Source organism: Rhizobium sp. BT-226 (assembly GCF_025847085.2).
GTDB lineage: Bacteria > Pseudomonadota > Alphaproteobacteria > Rhizobiales > Rhizobiaceae > Rhizobium > Rhizobium sophorae.
This window is the reverse complement of record NZ_JAOYTI010000001.1, coordinates 990,365-1,007,106: the sequence shown is the minus strand read 5'-3', so window position 1 is coordinate 1,007,106 and position 16,742 is coordinate 990,365. Positions and strand designations below refer to the sequence as shown.

14 protein-coding genes and 2 pseudogenes are annotated in these 16,742 nt (G+C 61.9%); 11 read left to right on the top strand and 5 right to left on the bottom strand.

The genetic code is table 11. The features are described 5' to 3' along the window. The first annotated feature begins 219 nt into the window (after positions 1 to 219). Complete coding sequence (locus tag OIU37_RS05165) at positions 220 to 2,436, top strand: adenylate/guanylate cyclase domain-containing protein (protein WP_264256204.1); 2,217 nt, start codon at positions 220 to 222, stop codon at positions 2,434 to 2,436. Between the two features lie 19 nt (positions 2,437 to 2,455). On the opposite strand, the gene OIU37_RS05160 is transcribed toward OIU37_RS05165, so the two are convergent. Then, positions 2,456 to 2,980 (bottom strand): YHS domain-containing (seleno)protein, encoded by a 525-nt coding sequence (locus OIU37_RS05160; RefSeq protein WP_168311664.1) that lies wholly within the window; start codon positions 2,978 to 2,980, stop codon positions 2,456 to 2,458. Positions 2,981 to 3,025: 45 nt separating this feature from the next. Next, positions 3,026 to 3,673, bottom strand: a complete 648-nt coding sequence (locus tag OIU37_RS05155) for an ankyrin repeat domain-containing protein (RefSeq protein WP_264256202.1) — start codon at positions 3,671 to 3,673, stop codon at positions 3,026 to 3,028. A 210-nt stretch (positions 3,674 to 3,883) separates the two neighbouring features. Here OIU37_RS05155 and OIU37_RS05150 point away from each other — a divergent pair, with 210 nt between their 5' ends. From OIU37_RS05150 to OIU37_RS05130, 5 genes are all read left to right on the top strand, one after another. Beyond that, positions 3,884 to 4,672 (top strand): thioredoxin family protein, encoded by a 789-nt coding sequence (locus OIU37_RS05150; RefSeq protein ID WP_264256200.1) that lies wholly within the window; start codon positions 3,884 to 3,886, stop codon positions 4,670 to 4,672. A 261-nt stretch (positions 4,673 to 4,933) separates the two neighbouring features. After that, positions 4,934 to 6,694, top strand: a complete 1,761-nt coding sequence (locus OIU37_RS05145; RefSeq protein ID WP_264256199.1) for a phospholipase D-like domain-containing protein — start codon at positions 4,934 to 4,936, stop codon at positions 6,692 to 6,694. Between the two features lie 158 nt (positions 6,695 to 6,852). Continuing rightward, the gene (locus tag OIU37_RS05140) at positions 6,853 to 7,218 is read left to right on the top strand and encodes a DUF4087 domain-containing protein (protein WP_168313849.1); all 366 of its coding nucleotides are present in this window, start codon (positions 6,853 to 6,855) and stop codon (positions 7,216 to 7,218) included. 129 nt (positions 7,219 to 7,347) lie between these two features. Next, positions 7,348 to 7,725 (top strand): response regulator, encoded by a 378-nt coding sequence (locus OIU37_RS05135; RefSeq protein ID WP_168311659.1) that lies wholly within the window; start codon positions 7,348 to 7,350, stop codon positions 7,723 to 7,725. A 101-nt stretch (positions 7,726 to 7,826) separates the two neighbouring features. Next, entirely contained in the window at positions 7,827 to 8,078 is a 252-nt protein-coding gene (locus OIU37_RS05130) for a hypothetical protein (RefSeq protein ID WP_168311658.1), read from the top strand. A 25-nt stretch (positions 8,079 to 8,103) separates the two neighbouring features. Here the strand turns inward: OIU37_RS05130 and OIU37_RS05125 are convergent. Next, positions 8,104 to 9,024, bottom strand: a pseudogene (locus tag OIU37_RS05125) (LysR substrate-binding domain-containing protein); the annotation flags it as partial. 100 nt (positions 9,025 to 9,124) lie between these two features. On the opposite strand from OIU37_RS05125, the gene OIU37_RS05120 reads away from it, so the two are divergent. Further along, entirely contained in the window at positions 9,125 to 10,006 is an 882-nt protein-coding gene (locus OIU37_RS05120; RefSeq protein WP_168311657.1) for an NmrA/HSCARG family protein, read from the top strand. A gap of 108 nt (positions 10,007 to 10,114) precedes the next feature. Here the strand turns inward: OIU37_RS05120 and OIU37_RS05115 are convergent, their stop codons facing one another. Continuing rightward, entirely contained in the window at positions 10,115 to 11,188 is a 1,074-nt protein-coding gene (locus tag OIU37_RS05115; RefSeq protein ID WP_168313848.1) for a GlxA family transcriptional regulator, read from the bottom strand. Between the two features lie 98 nt (positions 11,189 to 11,286). Between OIU37_RS05115 and OIU37_RS05110 the strand changes: the two genes are divergently transcribed. From OIU37_RS05110 to OIU37_RS05100, 3 genes and pseudogenes are all read left to right on the top strand, one after another. After that, entirely contained in the window at positions 11,287 to 12,336 is a 1,050-nt protein-coding gene (locus OIU37_RS05110) for a bifunctional 2-polyprenyl-6-hydroxyphenol methylase/3-demethylubiquinol 3-O-methyltransferase UbiG (protein ID WP_168313847.1), read from the top strand. Between the two features lie 311 nt (positions 12,337 to 12,647). After that, a pseudogene (locus OIU37_RS05105) lies at positions 12,648 to 13,455 on the top strand (class I SAM-dependent methyltransferase). Positions 13,456 to 13,764: 309 nt separating this feature from the next. Next, positions 13,765 to 15,015 carry an MFS transporter gene (locus OIU37_RS05100; RefSeq protein ID WP_168313845.1) on the top strand — a complete coding sequence of 417 codons (1,251 nt, stop codon included), beginning with the start codon at positions 13,765 to 13,767 and terminating at the stop codon, positions 15,013 to 15,015. Between the two features lie 78 nt (positions 15,016 to 15,093). Here OIU37_RS05100 and OIU37_RS05095 read toward each other — a convergent pair whose 3' ends face one another. After that, positions 15,094 to 15,927 carry an RDD family protein gene (locus OIU37_RS05095; RefSeq protein WP_168313844.1) on the bottom strand — a complete coding sequence of 278 codons (834 nt, stop codon included), beginning with the start codon at positions 15,925 to 15,927 and terminating at the stop codon, positions 15,094 to 15,096. Between the two features lie 293 nt (positions 15,928 to 16,220). Between OIU37_RS05095 and OIU37_RS05090 the strand changes: the two genes are divergently transcribed. Further along, on the top strand, positions 16,221 to 16,568 hold the full coding sequence (locus OIU37_RS05090; protein ID WP_011652456.1) for a DMT family protein: 348 nt from the start codon (positions 16,221 to 16,223) through the stop codon (positions 16,566 to 16,568). Positions 16,569 to 16,742 lie beyond the last annotated feature (174 nt).

Sequence of the window (16,742 nt, the reverse complement as noted above, 5' to 3'; positions counted from 1 at the left end):
GTCGCCTGATAGCAAAAAATGAGCTTCCAACACTCGCCTGTTTTTGGCAACTCTACCGACCGTCGAGGGCGAGGATGGCTCGAACTATTTCGTCCGGGCCTATTCTTATCGGATACATCGCCACTAAGTTGAATATCGCACGGTCCGGCGATAGCATCGCGCTGGGACCTCCTGTAGGATATTGTTAACAATACATTCGCTCTCCAGGAAAGACCGGGGATGGAGCGCCGTCTTGCAGCAATCCTGATCGCTGATGTCGTCGGTTACAGTCGATTGAGCCAGATTGACGAAGAGGGCACCCGTGCGCGCTTTCAGGTGGACCAGAATGATGTCTTCGAGCCGGCGATCGAGCGTCACCACGGGCGGCTGGTCAAAACCATGGGCGATGGTCTGCTGGTCGAATTCCAGAGTGTCGTCGATGCCTTGCGCTGCGCGGTGGAGATTCAGCAACTGAAAGCCACGCAGAGTGCCGCGGCGCTGCCGGAACATCGGCTCGAGTTCCGGATCGGTATCAATCTCGGCGATATTATCGTCGAGGGCGAAGACATCCAGGGCGACGGCGTCAATATCGCCGATCGAATACAGGCGCTGGCCGAACCGGGCGGTATCGCCATATCGGGCACGACATATGATCAGGTGAAATCGAAAATCCCGGTCGGTTTCGCTTCGCTCGGCGAACAGCGGTTGAAGAGTATCACCGAACCGATCCGGGTCTATCGCATCCTGCTTGACCCGACTGCTGCCGGCAAGACCATCAAGACCCGCAGGCGCCTGCCGAGACGCCGCCTCGTTGCCGGCATCGCAGCGGCCGTCGTCCTCGCGCTGGCGGGCGCAGCACTCTGGTGGCAGCCGTGGATGGCGGCAAAACCGCCAGGGCCTGGCGAACGTTTCGCCTATCCGCTGCCGGACAAGCCCTCGGTCGCGGTTCTGCCCTTCATCAATGTCAGCGGTGACACCGACCACGACCATCTCGCGGACGGGTTGACGGACGATCTGATCACCGAATTGTCCAAAGTCTCAGGCCTCTTCGTCATCGCCCGCCATTCGGTCTTCGCCATCCGGGACTCCGTCGGCAAGATCCAGGATGTCGCCGCCGAACTCGGCGTTCAGTACGTGCTTGAGGGGACCTTACAGCGCGCCGGGCCGAGGCTGCGGATCAATGTCAAACTGATCGACGCAGTCACCGGCCTCTCGATCTGGGCCGAGCGCTACGATCGCCAGTATGCCGACCTCTTCGCCGTTCAGGACGATGTGATCGGCAAGATCATCTCGGCCCTGTCGGTCAAGCTCAGCGCCCGCGAGCGCGATCAACTGGCCCAAATCCCCACCGAAAATCTCGAAGCCTACGATTATTACTTGAGGGCCGAGCAGGAGGGCTTCATTTTACGGGATGTCGATACCTATCGCCGGACCCTGTCCTTCTACCAGAAGGCGATCGACCTCGATCCGGGCTTTGCCAATGCCCATGCGGGAATCGCCCGCGTGGCCGTCGATGTCTGGCGCAACGACTATAATTACCTCTGGTCGGCCGCCGTCGCCCGCAAGATTGCCTATGACGCCGCCGGGCAAGCCCTCAAGCTGGATCCCAACAATGCCAGGGCGCACACGGTGCTTGCCCTGCTGCAATGGGTGGATGGGCGCGAGACGGAGGCCAGGAACTCCGCCAACATGGCGGTTGCAATGGAGCCGAACGATGCGGAGTCCGCCGCCAACCTCGCTCTCATCCTGGTCCACACCGGAAGCAGCGGGCAGGCGATCACGGAGATTGAAAAGGCTTTGCGGCTCGACCCTTCGCCGGCGTCGAGCTTTCAACTGCTGGCGGGGATCGTCTTTTATACCGCGGGCGACGATCAGCGCGCGATCTCACTGATAGAGCCGACGCTCGACAGCCTGCCGAAGGTCGAGCCGGCACGCGAATATCTGGCTGCGGCCTATGCCGACCAGGGCAATGAAACCAAGGCTGCAGCGGAGACGGCAAAGCTGCTGGAGCTGTTCCCCGAAAGCAATCTCACCTATTACGGCTATCTCTATGATTACTGGCGGGACGGCGATCTGCAGCGCCATCTGGCCGGATTGCGAAAGGCCGGCATTCCCGAATGGCCCTTCGGCTTTACAGGCAGTCAAGCCGATAGGCTCGGCGAGGCAGACCTGCGCAATCTTGTCGATGGCAAGAGCTGGACCGGCAAGCACAAGAACGGCACGGATTTCACCCAGTATTTCGACAAGGCTGGAAACACGGCCTATCGCAGCGCGAATACCAACATCACCGGCACGATCGAGGTGCGGGGCGACAGTCTCTGCGAAAAATTCGACGGTTATTTCCTCGACCGGATGGTGTGCGGATATGTTTACCGCAACACCTCCGGCGAACAGCGCGACAGGCCATACGTACATGTCACGCCGCGCGCCTTGACGTTCTTTTCACCCACACCTTGACGGGCCGGGCGTTGCGGCTTCATTTCGTATCCGGTTGCTGCCAGACGGTGTGCATCTTCTCCGAAATCAGCGTCTGCTGAACTTCGGACCAATGCTTCTTCGAGTCGGTCACCTTGGTCGGATTCTTCTCCATGCCTTCCGCTGCCCCCGGGTCATAGCTCAGATACAGTTTGCCATCGATGATCCGCCAGGCCTTGGGATCGATATTGGTGGTCACCGTCCCGAAAGACACGCCGTCGGCGCAATAGCCGCCATATTGCGGCGCATACCTGGATGGATCGCCCTTGAAGAGATCGCGATTTTCCGCGCTGGCGAAATGCCAGGTCGCGCCAAGCCAGTGGTAGGAATATGTCTCGGACCCTTTAACGGCCTGGTTTTCGGTGAAATAGGCAACCGGGTCATAACCCTTGATCGCGATATCGCCGAAATAGCCGGTATTGACGAGATCTTCCGCTGCCGCGGGCTGAAGGAAAGAAAGCAGCATGACCGCAGCCCCAAGCGCCGCTCCCGTCCGCTTTCCGCATTTTTGCACGTGATAAGACATAACAAGCTCCGTTCCCGGACGCGGTCTATTACCTCAAGCGAAACGCTATTGCCGTTTGGTGCATTCCTTGTAGAGCGGTTCACCCACAAGCTCGGCTTTCTGGCAAACAGCACCGGCTTCCATCAGTAATTTGGCCGTATCCCAATGCGCCCGCCACCCGGCTTGAGTGAGAGGCGTGTACCCGTTTCTTTCCGTCGCTTCGACATCCGCGCTCTTCGTCAGCAGAAAAGCGACCACATCGGTGCGGCCCTCTTCGGCGGCGCCGTGCAGCGGCGACATTTGATAGAAATTCTTCCTGTCGTTGACATCAGCTCCCTCGGCGACAAGCCGTTTCACCACCTCCAGTTTTCCTGCATAGGCTGCTGCATGCAGCGCCGTCAGCCCACCCTTGTTGCGAATTTCGATGTCGGCGCCGCGATCCAGCAAAAGAACGACGACATCGGCATGGCCCGCCAATGACGCGATAATCAGCGCCGGCTCGCCCGCCTCATCGAGCTCCGACAGATCGGAGCCCTGGTCCAGCAACTGTGTGACGCGGGCGATATCGCCGTCCTTGGCCGCCTGATGCAAAGGACCTGCCCATGCCGGCAGGACGCCAATGACAAGCGTAGCAACAGTCGCGATAAAAATATTCACGGGCACGATCTCGGTTTGATCAGGGTTCGTATGCGCCGTTTTGTCGCGTTTTAGCACGTGTGCAATTTGTAAACAAGATTGCGCTAATGGACTCGCTCCCGGTTAACCGCACTTGCGCGCTACGGCTGCGACCGGCGGTATTCATGGAATACGGTCACACTTGTTACTCCCCCAGTTCGATTTCCGATGCGAAACTATCTCAGACCAATGCGCGATGAACGGGGCTTCCAAGCCCCAGAAATCGCCCCAATGAGGAGATTGAAAGCCATGACTGCTTCAGCCGAGAATGGAAAAAGCGGACAAGCGATGCACAAACCGCCGGTCGTGTCGCCGCAAGCCTGGGAAGCGGCCCGTGCGCAGCTGCTCGTCAAGGAAAAGGCTGAGACCCGCGCCCGCGACGCGCTTGCCGCCGAGCGCCGGCGTATGCCGTGGATGGCGGTCGAGAAGGCCTATGCGTTCGAAGGGCCTCAGGGCAAGGTCAGCCTGCTCGACCTGTTCGAAGGCAGACACCAGCTCATCCTCTACCGCGCCTTCTATGAGCCCGGCGTGTTCGGCTGGCCCGAACATGCCTGCCGCGGCTGCTCGATGGTCGCCGATCAGGTTGCCCATGTCGCGCATCTCAACGCGCGCGACACAACGCTGGTCTTTGCCTCGCGCGCGCCGCAGGCCGACATTGCACGGCTGAAGGCGCGGATGGGCTGGACGATGCCATGGGTCACGATCACCGACAGCTTCGACAAGGACTTCGGCGTCGACGAGTGGCACGGCACCAATGTGTTCTACCGCGACGGCGAGCGCATCTTCCGCACCTATTTCATCAACAGCCGCGGCGACGAGCAGATGGGCGGCACCTGGAACTATCTCGACATCACGCCGCTCGGCCGCCAGGAGGTCTGGGAGGATTCGCCCGAGGGCTATCCCCAGACGCCGACCTACAAGTGGTGGAACTGGCACGACAGCTATGTGCCGGACGCCGAGCCAGACAAGAAATGGGTCGAGGTCTCCGACGCCGGCGAGGCGGCGTTCAGGGCCGAGAGCGCAAACGAGAAACCGTAGGGTTGGTCCGGCTGTATCCTCCGTCCCGCCGGGGCAGGAGGGTACGGCGGTCCGCCTGAGATTTATTTCGGCGGTTTTTTCGGAGTGGTAGGGCTCAGCGTGCTCACCTTGGCCGAAGATTGTGCGACGGGGCGCTATCCCAGAACGTGCTTGCGCCATGCCGTCACGCCCTGCACCTTCTGCGGGCAAAATTTCACCGACATATCTCCTTACTGTCATGGAACCATGCTAGATTTCCTCCGATTTTGAGGGGAGGTGGGCATGGATACGGATTTTCGTGTGACCGGCGGGAATGCGGCTGCGCTCTTTGCGCTGACCATCCATCGCGGCGATGGCATGGTGCTGCTCGGCATGGACTGGAAGGACGGTCGGCCGCCGGTCGATTTCGTCGGCTTCGCCATCCAGTATCGCGAGCCGGGCACGGATTTCTTCAAGACAGTGCGCAACCGTATCGGCTTTCCCGGCCAGCCGGTTCCGGCAGACGGCATCCGCACCACCGAGGCGCCGATCCAGAAGTTTCGCTGGGTGCATTTTCCCTTCAATGCCGATCTGCCGGGCAAGTTTATCTATCGCATCACGCCAAAGTTCATGGATGCCGCCGGCGTGCTGACATCGGGCGAGGCGCAGGAGGCGGAACTGGCGCTGATGCGCGAGACCATTCCCGGCAAGCTCAACGTCGCCTTCACCCGCGGCTTCGTCTCGTCGCAGGCTTTCGTTCGCAATTTTGCCGCCGGCGAGCCGACGATCGTCACGCTGGTGCCGCCGAATGGCGACCAGGGGCTGGATTTCGTGCCGACCCATGCGAATGCCGAGCGGGCGCTTGCCTGGATGGGCTTCGAGGCGCGGGCGGAAACGCTCGATCTGCTCGACAGGGCTCACGATGTCGGCGCCGAGGTGCGCGTCATCGCCTATGACCTCAACCTGCCCGAGGTGGTCACCCGGCTGGAGGCGCTGGGGGACAAGCTCAAGATCATCATCGACGACAGCAACCGCACCGAGGGCCACGGCCGCCCGGATTCACCCGAGACGCGGGCCGCGGAGCGGCTGATCGCCTCGGCGGGTGCCGCCAACGTCAAGCGCCAGCATATGGCCAACCTGCAGCACCAGAAGTCGATCGCGGTCAGCGGCGGCGGCATCTCGACGGTGCTCTACGGCTCGACCAATCTCAGCTGGCGCGGTCTCTACGTGCAGTCGAACAACAGCCTCGCCGTTCATAGCGACAAGGCGATCGACGATTATTTCACCGCCTTCGAGAGCTATTTCACCGCCAATCGCGCCGAGGATTTCCGCGACTCGCCAAGTTCCGCCGGCTGGATCGATCTCGGCCTTGCCGGCGTCGACGCCAAGGTTGCTTTCTCCCCGCACAGCGCCGCCAATGGCCGGCTTGATGAAATCGGCGCCGATATCGATACCGCCCAGTCGAGCGTATTCTTCTCGCTCGCCTTCCTCGGCCAGATGACCAGGGGGGCGATCGGCCCGGCATTGGGGCGCGCCCTGGAGCGTCCCGGAATGCATGTCATGGGCATCGCCGATGCCGAGGTGCGGGCGGGCAATCTCGGCCTCACCGTCATGAGCCCCGACAAACGCCAAAGGGTGGTGCGCTCGGCAGCGCTCACCGGCAACGTGCCGCCGCCCTTCCTGACCGAGCCCTCGGGCCTTGCCGGTGTCGATGGCAACCAGCGCGGCACGCGCATGCACCACAAGTTCGTCGTGCTCGACTTCGACAAGCCGACGGCGCGGGTCTATCTCGGCTCCTACAATTTCTCCGAACCCGCCGATGACGAGAACGGCGAGAACCTGGTTCTCGTCCGTGACCGGACTGTGGCGACCAGCTATATGATCGAGGCGCTCCGGATGTACGACCACTACATCTTCCGCGTCGCCTCCGAAGCGGACGAGGGCACCGCCCGCCCGCTGGAGCTGAAACGTCCGCCCCAGCCCGGCGGCACCCCCTGGTTCGAGCGCGACTGGACCGACCCCATCCGCGCCCGCGACCGGGAGCTGTTTTCGCGGGCGGAGTAATGTTGCCGGTCACGACGGCCCTTAAACCTCAACCATTCCACCCGGGCGATATCGAAAAGGCGCAACAGGCGTTCGACGGACGGCTGCGGTGATACGGTCTTTCGCTTTGGGGGCGATTGCCTTGTCCGTCGAACGCATAGTGGTGCGTGGAGGGGCCGATGACCAGATTGACTGCGCTTGTTCTGGTGATTTTGCTTGCGTCCGCCGCGGCGCAGGCCGAGCAGCGCTGCGGCTGGCTGGATAATACCGCCGCGCGGACCTGGTCGCTGAACGATGCCGACGGCGGCTGGAGCATCATGGACAATACAGGCGGTCCCACGGCTAAGGGAATGGATGAGATTCCCGACATGACGCGCGGCGAATATGTCTACACGAATGCGGGTCACGGCTATGCCTGCGCCTGCATGAACGTCGATACGGATGACGAAGGGGCGATTACCCGGATTCATTCCGTGCGGCAATTGGCGCTTTCCCGATGCCGGAGCGACCGCGCCATCGGCTGGTTCCTCCACAAGGACGAATAGCAGAACCGGTAACGTGGCGCTGCCCGCCGATCGCCAACATTCTTCTCAAAGTGGAAACCTTCCGGTGACGGTTGCGTTGTAGCCGCTACCGGTAGTGCGCCTGACAGCACGCTAGGAGGAGGCTCATTCATGAAGGTCATGATTGTTGAAGACGAGAATTTTATTGCTCTGGAGCTCGAACGCATTGCGCAAGAGGCTGGACACCAGACTATTGGGCCGGTTTCGACAGTGGAGCAGGCTCTCGCCCACGCTCAAAGAAGCGATGTCGCGCTCGTCGATCTCAGTCTCTCCGATGGGCTGAGCGGCGCCCAACTCGCACGCCGGCTGATCGACCGCCATCGGGTTGACGTCATCTTCGTGACCGGCAGTCCCGAGAATGTCGGGCATGGTATCGAAGGCGCACTTGATGTCATCTCCAAGCCCTTCACCGATGAGAGGATTGCCAATGCGCTCTCGCGGGCGGAGGAGCGACGTCGAAACTTCGACAGCAGCAAGGCTGCTTTGTGACCGGCCGTGACGCTGCGTTGTGAACAGCGACCGGCGGCGTTGTGATAAGAAAGAAATCGACGTCGTTAGGCCGCTGGCGTCTGCCCGAGGAGATAGTCCGGATGAAACACGCGCTCCTTGCCGTTCTCTTCGCTCTCTCGGCCTGCGCCAGCGCAGGGGATCCGCAGCCTCTTCCCGGCAGCCTCACCTATGGCGAAAAGGTCATCCGGTCACCCTACCGTCCGGGAACGGTGGTCAAGAATACCTTTCTTGGCGATTTTGGCTACCGTGTGTTCGAGACTTACGTGGTCCAGCGGGACGGAACCCTCAAGCTTACCTCCCAGAGCACGGGGCCGGACTTCCTTTGGCAGTGAGGACTTCCGGTTCCTCAGCGCCCAAGCGCGAGACGATCGCGAATTCATCGCCGCCGGCGGTTCCCGTGGCGTTCAGCCGTCTGACGGCCAGCTCGATGAATGCCTTGACCAAAGGCGGCAGGTGCCGGCTGCTGGGATAGACGACGTGCAGGCCGCCGGCCGGCGTCGTGTAGCCGTCGAGAACGCGGCGCAGCCGCCCGTCCTTGATGCAGGCTTCGGCGAATCGGTGCGGCAATTGGGCGATGCCATGGCCGGCGATCGCGGCGGCCATCACCGCCTGCATCTCGTTGGCGGCGAAGCGGCCCGAAACCGCGACCGTTTCCTGACCGTGCGGACCTTCCAGCAACCATTGCGCATGGGCGGCCTGGCCGGCGATGACGCAGTCGTGGCGGACGAGATCTTCAGGCGCAGCGGGCGGGCCGCAGCGGGCGAGATAATCTGGGCTTGCGCAGAGAACGCGGTACATCGAGCCGAGTTTGCGGGCGACCAAGGTAGAATCTTCGAGGACGCCGGTGCGGAACGCGAGGTCTATACCGCTTTCGACGAGGTTCAGCCTGTCGTCGGTCAGGCGCAGTTCGACCCTCGTCTTCGGGTAGGTCGAAAGAAATTCGAAGATCGCATCCTGGAGGAAGTGGCCGCCGAAGCCGACCGGCGCCGATATACGGATCGTGCCGGCAGGCTCCAAACGCGCTTCCGCAAGCCGCTGGTTGGCGCCTTCGATGGTGCGCAGCGCCTGGCTGCTTTCTTCGTAATAGAGACGCCCTGAAGCCGTCGGGTTGAGGCTGCGGGTCGTGCGCTGCAGCAGCCGCACGCCGAGTTCGCGTTCCAGCTCGGCGATGCGGCGGCTGACCGTCGTCTTCGGGATGCCGAGCAAGCGCGCGGCGGCGGTGAAGCTGCCCGCTTCGACGACTCGGGCGAAGATCATGATATCGTTGAGATCGAGCATTGTATCCTGGGATGGCACGATGTTTTCCAATTATATGCCATTATGGCTCAATACGACAGGCCCTAACTTTGCTTCATCGGTCACAACAAGGAGCAGACAGATGAGCAATATAAGAAGCGTTCTGGTCACCGGCGCCACCGGCCAGCAGGGCGGCGCGGTCGTGCGCGCCCTGATCGCGCGGGGACATCGCGTCAGGGCGATCTCGCGCAAGCCTGACAGCGACGGCGCGAAGCGGCTGGCCGCGGCAGGGGTCGAAGTCGTCACAGGCAATCTTGATGACGGCGCATCGGTCGTGAAGGCCGCAAGCGGCGTCGACACGATGTTCCTGATGGGCAACAGCTACGAGGCCGGAGTGGAAGCGGAAACGCGCCAGGGCATCCTTGCTGCCGATGCGGCAAAGGCCGCCGGCATCGGCCACCTGATCTATTCCTCCGTCGGCGATGCCGACAAGAAGACCGGCATTCCGCATTTCGACAGCAAGTATCTCGTCGAGCAGCATATCGCCGGCCTCGGCATTCCCTACACGATCAGCGCGCCCGTCGCCTTCATGGAAAACACCGTGGCGCCCTGGGCGATCGACGGCCTGCGCCAGGGCGTCTATGCCGCCGCCCTGCCGCCCGCCCGCGTGCTGCAACAGATCACCATCGATGACATCGGCGCTTTCGTGGCAGCACTGGCCGAGCGGCGTGAGCAGGTGTTCGGCAAGCGTTTCGATATTGCCGGCGACGAATTGTCGGGCGAGCAGCAGGCGAAGACCCTATCCGAGGTCCTTGGCCGCCCGCTCCGCTACCAGGAATTGCCGATCGCGGCGATACGGCAGCAGAGCGAGGATACGGCGCTGATGTTCGAATGGTTCGACCGCACCGGCTACGACGCTGACATCGCCGCCCTCCGCCGGGATTTTCCTGAGGTTGGCTGGCATCGTTATGCCGGCTGGGCGAAGGGGTTTGATTGGAGTGTTGTCGACAAGGCCGCCGGCTGAGTTCGCCGTGACACCGGGTGATGCGATTGGCGTCACCGGCTGGTGATATATGGAAGGAAGCGGATCGGCTCGATCCGCTTTCCGAACGCGGCGAACGAGGCATCGTATTCAGGCACGCGCCATCGGCGCCACTGCTTGCAGCGCCGCCTCGACGTTGGCGGGCAGCCTGAAACGGCGGCGATATTCGCCGGGCGTCAGGCCGGCGAGCTTGCGGAACAGGCGGCGGAAGGAGGCGAGGTCGGAATAGCCGACTTCAAACGCGATCTCCTCGACCGGCCTGTCCTCCATTTCAAGCATCTGCTTGGCTTCCTCGACCCGCAGCCACTGGATATATTCGAGCGGCGAATAACCCGTCGCCTTCCTGAAGCGGCGGTCGAATGACCGCTTCGGCAGGCCGGAAAGCTTGAGCAGTTCGGCGACGATATCCGCCGACTGGTAGTGCAGGGGGGCATATTCCTGGCACTTCTTCACCACGGCGTCGCCGTGATCGGCATTGGCGATCATCGAGGCGTAGGGAAGCTGGCCATCGCGATGCCATTGATAGAGGAAGATCTTCGATATGCGGATGGCTTCCGCCGTTCCGGCATGCCGGGCGATGAGGAAGAGCGTCAGGTCCTGCCAGGATGATGCTCCGCCGGCACAGACGATAGAATGACCAGCGCCGGCCTGGACCAGGATGCGCTCTTCCTTAAGTTCCACATTCGGAAACTGGCTGCGAAACAGCGGCGCATACATCCAGTGCGTCGTCGCCGGCTGCCCTTCCAGCAGCCCCGCCTCGGCAAGCACGATCGAGCCGCCGCAGGCCGCCAGCAGACGCGCGCCGCGCCGATGCATCTCGATAATCCAGTTCAAGAGCCTGCGGTCGAGCGCCCTGATGGTTTCTGGCGTGTCGACAAGCACGTTCGGAACGAGGACATAGTCAGTCTCTTCGATGTCATCGATCGTTTCCTGCGGCATGATCGTCACGCCTGTTATCAGCCTCAGCGGGCCGGGCTCGGCGGCGACCAGGCGCGGCGCGAACATCACCTCGCTCGTCGGCTCGTTCGAGCTGCTTTTCCAGTTGGCGCCGGCGATCCAGAGCGTGTCGAAGATGCCGTACATGATCGAGGGGTCGCATTCCGGAAACGCGACGATGCTGACCCGCAAGGGACGCTTGGCGGAATGTGGCTCTATCGGCTTCATAGCGGCCATCCTGCCTCTGCTGCGGACCATTAGCAACACGTAAAAGGCGCTTCGAAAGGGGCGGTATGTCGCTGCCTGATGGAGAGGGTATCGCATCAATGGAACTGAATATCGAGAAATTGCAGACGCTGCTCGGCGTCATGGTGAGTGAACTCGGGGCGGCGCAGAACTCCGCCCTCGTCATCATCGGCGAGGAACTGGGTCTTTATCGCAAGATGGCGGAAAGGGGAGCGATCTCATCGATCGAGCTTGCTGAAGCGACCGACACAAAAGAGCGCTACGTCAGGGAATGGCTCGCCGCCCAGGCCGCGTCGGGATTTGTCGACTATGACGCGGCGACCGGCAGGTTCACGCTTTCGCCGGAACAGGCGGCGGTCTTTGCCGTCGAGGACAGCCCGGTCAACATGATCGGCGGCTTTGTTGCCCTCGACGCCATCTATGCCGATCGCGCCAAGCTCACCCATGCCTTCCGCCATGGCGGCGGCGTGTCGTGGACGGACCGGTGCAACTGCATGTTCTGCGGCACCGACCGCTTCTTCCGGCCGGGCTACAAGGCCAATCTCGTCGAGAGCTGGCTTCCATCACTCGACGGCGTCGTCGAGCAACTGGAGCGCGGCGCGCGGGTTGCTGACGTCGGCTGCGGCTTCGGTTCGTCGACGCTGATGATGGCGACGGCGTTTCCGAAGTCGCAATTCACCGGCATCGATTTTCACGCCCATTCGATCGAGCATGCGAGCAAGCACGCCGGGGGCATGAGCAATGTCCGGTTCGAGACGGCGCGGGCGCAGGATTTCGAGGGGGCGGGCTTCGACCTCGTCACCATCTTCGACGCGCTGCACGACATGGGCGACCCGGTCGGTGCCGTCAGACATATCGCCAAGGCTCTGAAGCCGGAGGGCACGCTGATGTTGGTCGAGCCGATGGCGGGCGACAGCCTGGCCGACAACCTCAACCCCGTCGGCCGCGTCTTCTATGCCGCTTCGGCTAACACCTGCGTCCCGGCCTCGCTCGGCCAGGAAGTGGGCGCCGCCCTCGGCGCGCAGGCCGGCCAGGCAAAGCTGACCGAGGTGCTCAAGGCGGGTGGCTTCTCGAAGGTGCGGCGCGCGACGGAGACCCCGTTCAACATGGTGCTGGAAGCTCGGCTCTGAAGGTTGCGGACGCAAATCGAGATGCGGGTGGCCGATGGCCGCCCGCAGAGGATATTGTGATCCACCGGGAATGGCTCCCGACCTTCTTGCCAATGCCGCGAACGCTCGCAAGCCGGCGTCGCGGGGAGTGCTGCTGTGCCGAGTGCGAGTGCTTCAAGCGGCGGCGTCCATCTCCGGGATCTTGTCCAGTTCCCCGGCAAGCACCTGAGCCTGTATCTTCAGATCGCCTCCTGGAGAAGTCCGCTTGCGATGCCTGCGGCGGAATCCTATTGTTTGACGGCAGACCAGCGTCCTTGACGGGGGAGACTTCAATGCCGTCGAGTTTCAATGTCGAAAGTGCGGATGGTTATGAACGGCTGATGGGGCGTTGGAGCAGGAAGCTTGCGCCGATGCTGATCGATTTTACCGGTCTTGCTGATGGCGACCATGTGCTCGATGTTGGTTGCGGCACCGGCAGCCTGACCTTCACTCTGGCGGAGACGTCGGGCCTCCGAGAGATCGTCGCGGTCGACTACTCGCCCGTCTTCGTCGAGGCTGCAACGCGGCGCAATACCGACCCGCGCATATCGATCCGGCAGGCCGATGCCTGCGCGCTGCCGTTCGAGGACGGCCTATTCGACCGGGCGATGTCGCTGCTCGTGCTGCATTTCGTGCCGGAGGCAGGAAAGGCGGTATCCGAGATGCGCCGTGTTGTGCGCCCGGGCGGCGTGGTCGCGGCCGCCGTCTGGGACCATTATGGCGGCATGTCCGGCATGCGGATGATGTGGGATACGGTGGCGATGCTTGATGAGGGCGCGCTGCCCCTGCGCCGCAAATATTGTTTCCAGCCGATGATGCGGCCGGGGGAAATGAAGGAAGCTTCATCGCGCAGGGCCTTGCCGATGTCGAGGAAACCTCGCTGCTGATCCGGATGGAATACCTCTCCTTCGAAGACTACTGGGACCCGATCGCCGCCGGCGAGGGACCGCTCGGCAAATATGTCGCGGGGCTGGACCCGGCGAAGCGAAAAGCGGTCGATGCCGCCGTCAGGGCCGCTTACGAGGCTGGCGATCCGGATGGGCCGCGGTCGTTTCGTCGGTGGCGTGGGCGTGCCGGGGCAGGGTGCCGGGAAAGAGCTAGGCATAGCGTTTTCGCTGTGGCTGCCTGTGGTGCGTATGGCGGCAACATCCAAGAGAGCGTCAGGATGAGGGGGTTGGAGGATGCCGGGCCGGCGGGCGGGCGGTCGTATGCCTGCGACAAGGAGCCGCGTGGGACGCCACCCGATCACGCCAATCGTGATGGAACAGCGGCAGGATTGCTGACGTTATTGCCCGCTGTCTCCGACTGCAAACGCAGCCGCTACAGCATCACCCGCCCGTTTCGGGCACCCCTTCCGACGGCATCCGGAATTGCCCGCCTCGCCGCCGCTTTCGGACGGAGGAATATCAGATGTCCGCTTTGGAAAGCCTGCGCCGGCTGACGCCGCAGCAGCGCAACACCGTCATCGCCAGCTATCTCGGCTGGACGCTCGACGCCTTCGATTTCTTCATTCTCGTCTTCGTTCTCAAATATATCGCCGAGGAATTCCACACCGACGTTCCGGCCGTCTCGGTGGCGATCTTCCTGACGCTTGCCATGCGGGCGCTCGGCGCGCTGGTCTTCGGGCTGGCGGCTGACCATTACGGGCGGCGCATCACGCTGATGGCCGACGTGCTGCTCTATTCGATATTTGAATTTTTGACCGGCTTTTCCACCGGGCTCACCATGTTCCTCGTCTTCCGCGCGCTCTACGGCATCGCCATGGGCGGCGAATGGGGCGTCGGCGCCTCGCTGGTCATGGAGACGGTGCCGGAGGATTCGCGCGGTATCGTCTCGGGCATCCTGCAGGCGGGCTATCCCTCGGGTTATCTGATCGCCTCCATCGTGTTCTTCCTACTGTTCCCCGTCATCGGCTGGCGCGGCATGTTTTTCGTCGGCGCGCTGCCGGCGCTGCTGGTGCTCTACATCAGGCGCAATGTCGAGGAGAGCCCGGCCTTCCTGAAGCGGCAGGCCGAAGGGCGCCGGCCTTTCCTGGCGGTGTTGCGGGAGAATATTCCGCTGTTCATCTGGGCGGTGCTCTTGATGACGGCGTTCAACTTCTTCAGCCACGGCACGCAGGATATCTACCCGACCTTCCTTGAGACGCAGCGCAACTATTCGAGCTACACGGTCGGCGCGATTGCCATCGTCTACAATATCGGGGCGATCTGCGGCGGGCTGTTCTTCGGGGCGCTGTCGCAGCGGATCGGCCGCCGACGGGCGATCGTCATCGCCGCGCTGATCGCCGTGCCCGTCGCGCCGCTCTGGGCCTATGCGCCGGGGCCAGTGCTGCTCGCCATCGGCGCTTTCCTGATGCAGTTCTTCGTCCAGGGCGCCTGGGGCATCGTGCCGGTGCATCTGAACGAGCTGTCGCCGGATGAGGTGCGCGGCACCTTCCCCGGCTTTGCCTACCAGCTCGGCAACCTGCTTGCGTCAGGCAATGCGACGCTGCAGGCGGGCTTGGCTGCCCGCTGGGATGGCGACTATGCCTATGCGCTGCTGATCGTCGCGGCCGTGGTGGCGCTCATCGTCGCGGCCCTTGCCGGCTTCGGCTACGAGAAGAAGGATGTCCGCTTCGGCACGGAGGAGGCCGAGGAACCGCATGGCGCGATGCGAATCTAGCGCTGCCTGCGGTTATGAAGGCCGGCGGCGGTGTCGCCGGCCTTTCCTTGTGCTCTGTCGCCCAGGCTACAGAGCCTTTCAATTCTTCACCACTTTGCAGGCGCAGATGCGATCGTAAAAGGTCTGTCCTCGCCAGAAGATGAGGGGCAAGAACCACCAAATCAGGGCAGCGATACCCAGGACGATGTCGAACATTGCGGCACCACTGTCCAAAAGTGTGTATCCGTCGCGGGACATGCGGAGCAACGCGTCGAAGTCTTCCGTGGGAAAGACCGGAAACAACGAAAACGCGAAATCGGCAGCGATGAAAAGCAGATACGGGCTGAATTTCAGGATCTCTCGTCTAAACTCGGTGCCAAGGCCGGGGTTTTTACCATCGACGGATTGGACTCTCACGCCCAGCAGCCTTTTTCCGATCGTGCGGCGGCCATTTGCGGAAAAATACGCAAAAGCCAACGCAAGAAGTGCAATGTTGACGATGCCGGAGATCACGATGGGGTATACGGACGCGGTTCCGATCGCTGGATTGCCGTCCGCGTCGACAGGGATGGTCAGCCACCGGGCCGATGTCCAGTTGTCTGTTTGATGGGAGACGCCCGTCTGCAGGTATCTTTGCTTGTCCGAACCGATTTGGCTGACTTCGCAGATCTGGTTAATGCGAACTTCCCCCGGTTTCAACGGCCATCCGGCGTCAATTCGCTTTGCAAGTTGATCCGACACCTCCACGCCGCACTGTGTGTAACTCCAGCCGGCAAAACGGAAGTCCAGAGGAATAACTGTTGAAATGCAGTAAACGGCTATGAGAATGACAGCCTGAAAGATGATGATGTCGACGATGCAGGCCACGGCGCGTCGCCAGAAGTGGCGGGAAGGCAAAGTAGCGTATTGCGGTATCTGCAGTGTCGTGTCCATGTCGCCCCCTATGTATCCGCGCAACCTAGTCCGGCAGGTTGATTCGTTTCAACATTAAGTAGAAAAATGCGCGGCATTTGTCACAGAAGCATCGCGCTCCCGCGAGTCAGGTTCCGATGCAATCTCTGCGCTGGGAAGGCGAGCCGCCGCGCGACCTGCCTGGTATCCGCATCGTCTCAGTGGCGTAAGGTCGCAACCGTTCCCGGGGCTTGCCGTCGAATAGCGGCGTGCTAGGTAAGGCGCGCCGGCATCTCGCCGGATCCATCGTTCCCTCCAAAGCCCCCGAGTTACCCATGCCATTTTCTCCCGCCGCCCTCTGGCCCGTCGTCATGCTGTTTGCCTCCAACATCTTCATGACCTTTGCCTGGTACGGGCATCTCAAGCACAAGAGCAGCGCCATCTTCCTCGCCATCATCGTCAGCTGGGGCATTGCCTTTTTCGAATACTGCCTAGCGGTACCGGCCAACCGGATCGGCTCGGCGGTCTATACGACGGCACAGCTGAAGACGATGCAGGAGGTGATCACGCTGATTGTCTTTGCCGGTTTCTCGATCTTCTGGCTCGGCGAGAACCTGACCTGGAACCATGCGATCGGCTTTGCCCTGATTGCAATCGGGGCATCGTTCATCTTCCGTGCATAAACTTTAGCCTTTTCAATAGATTACAAATTGTCCATGTCGGGAAAACGCCACATTTCCTACAGATTGGCGTCGCAATTGGTTGAGACTCTGTCACCTCAAGTATTTCCGGGTCACGGAAATGCTCTGACGTTTGTTTCACGCAATTCCGGACGCAAAACCGCGACGCACTTTTGC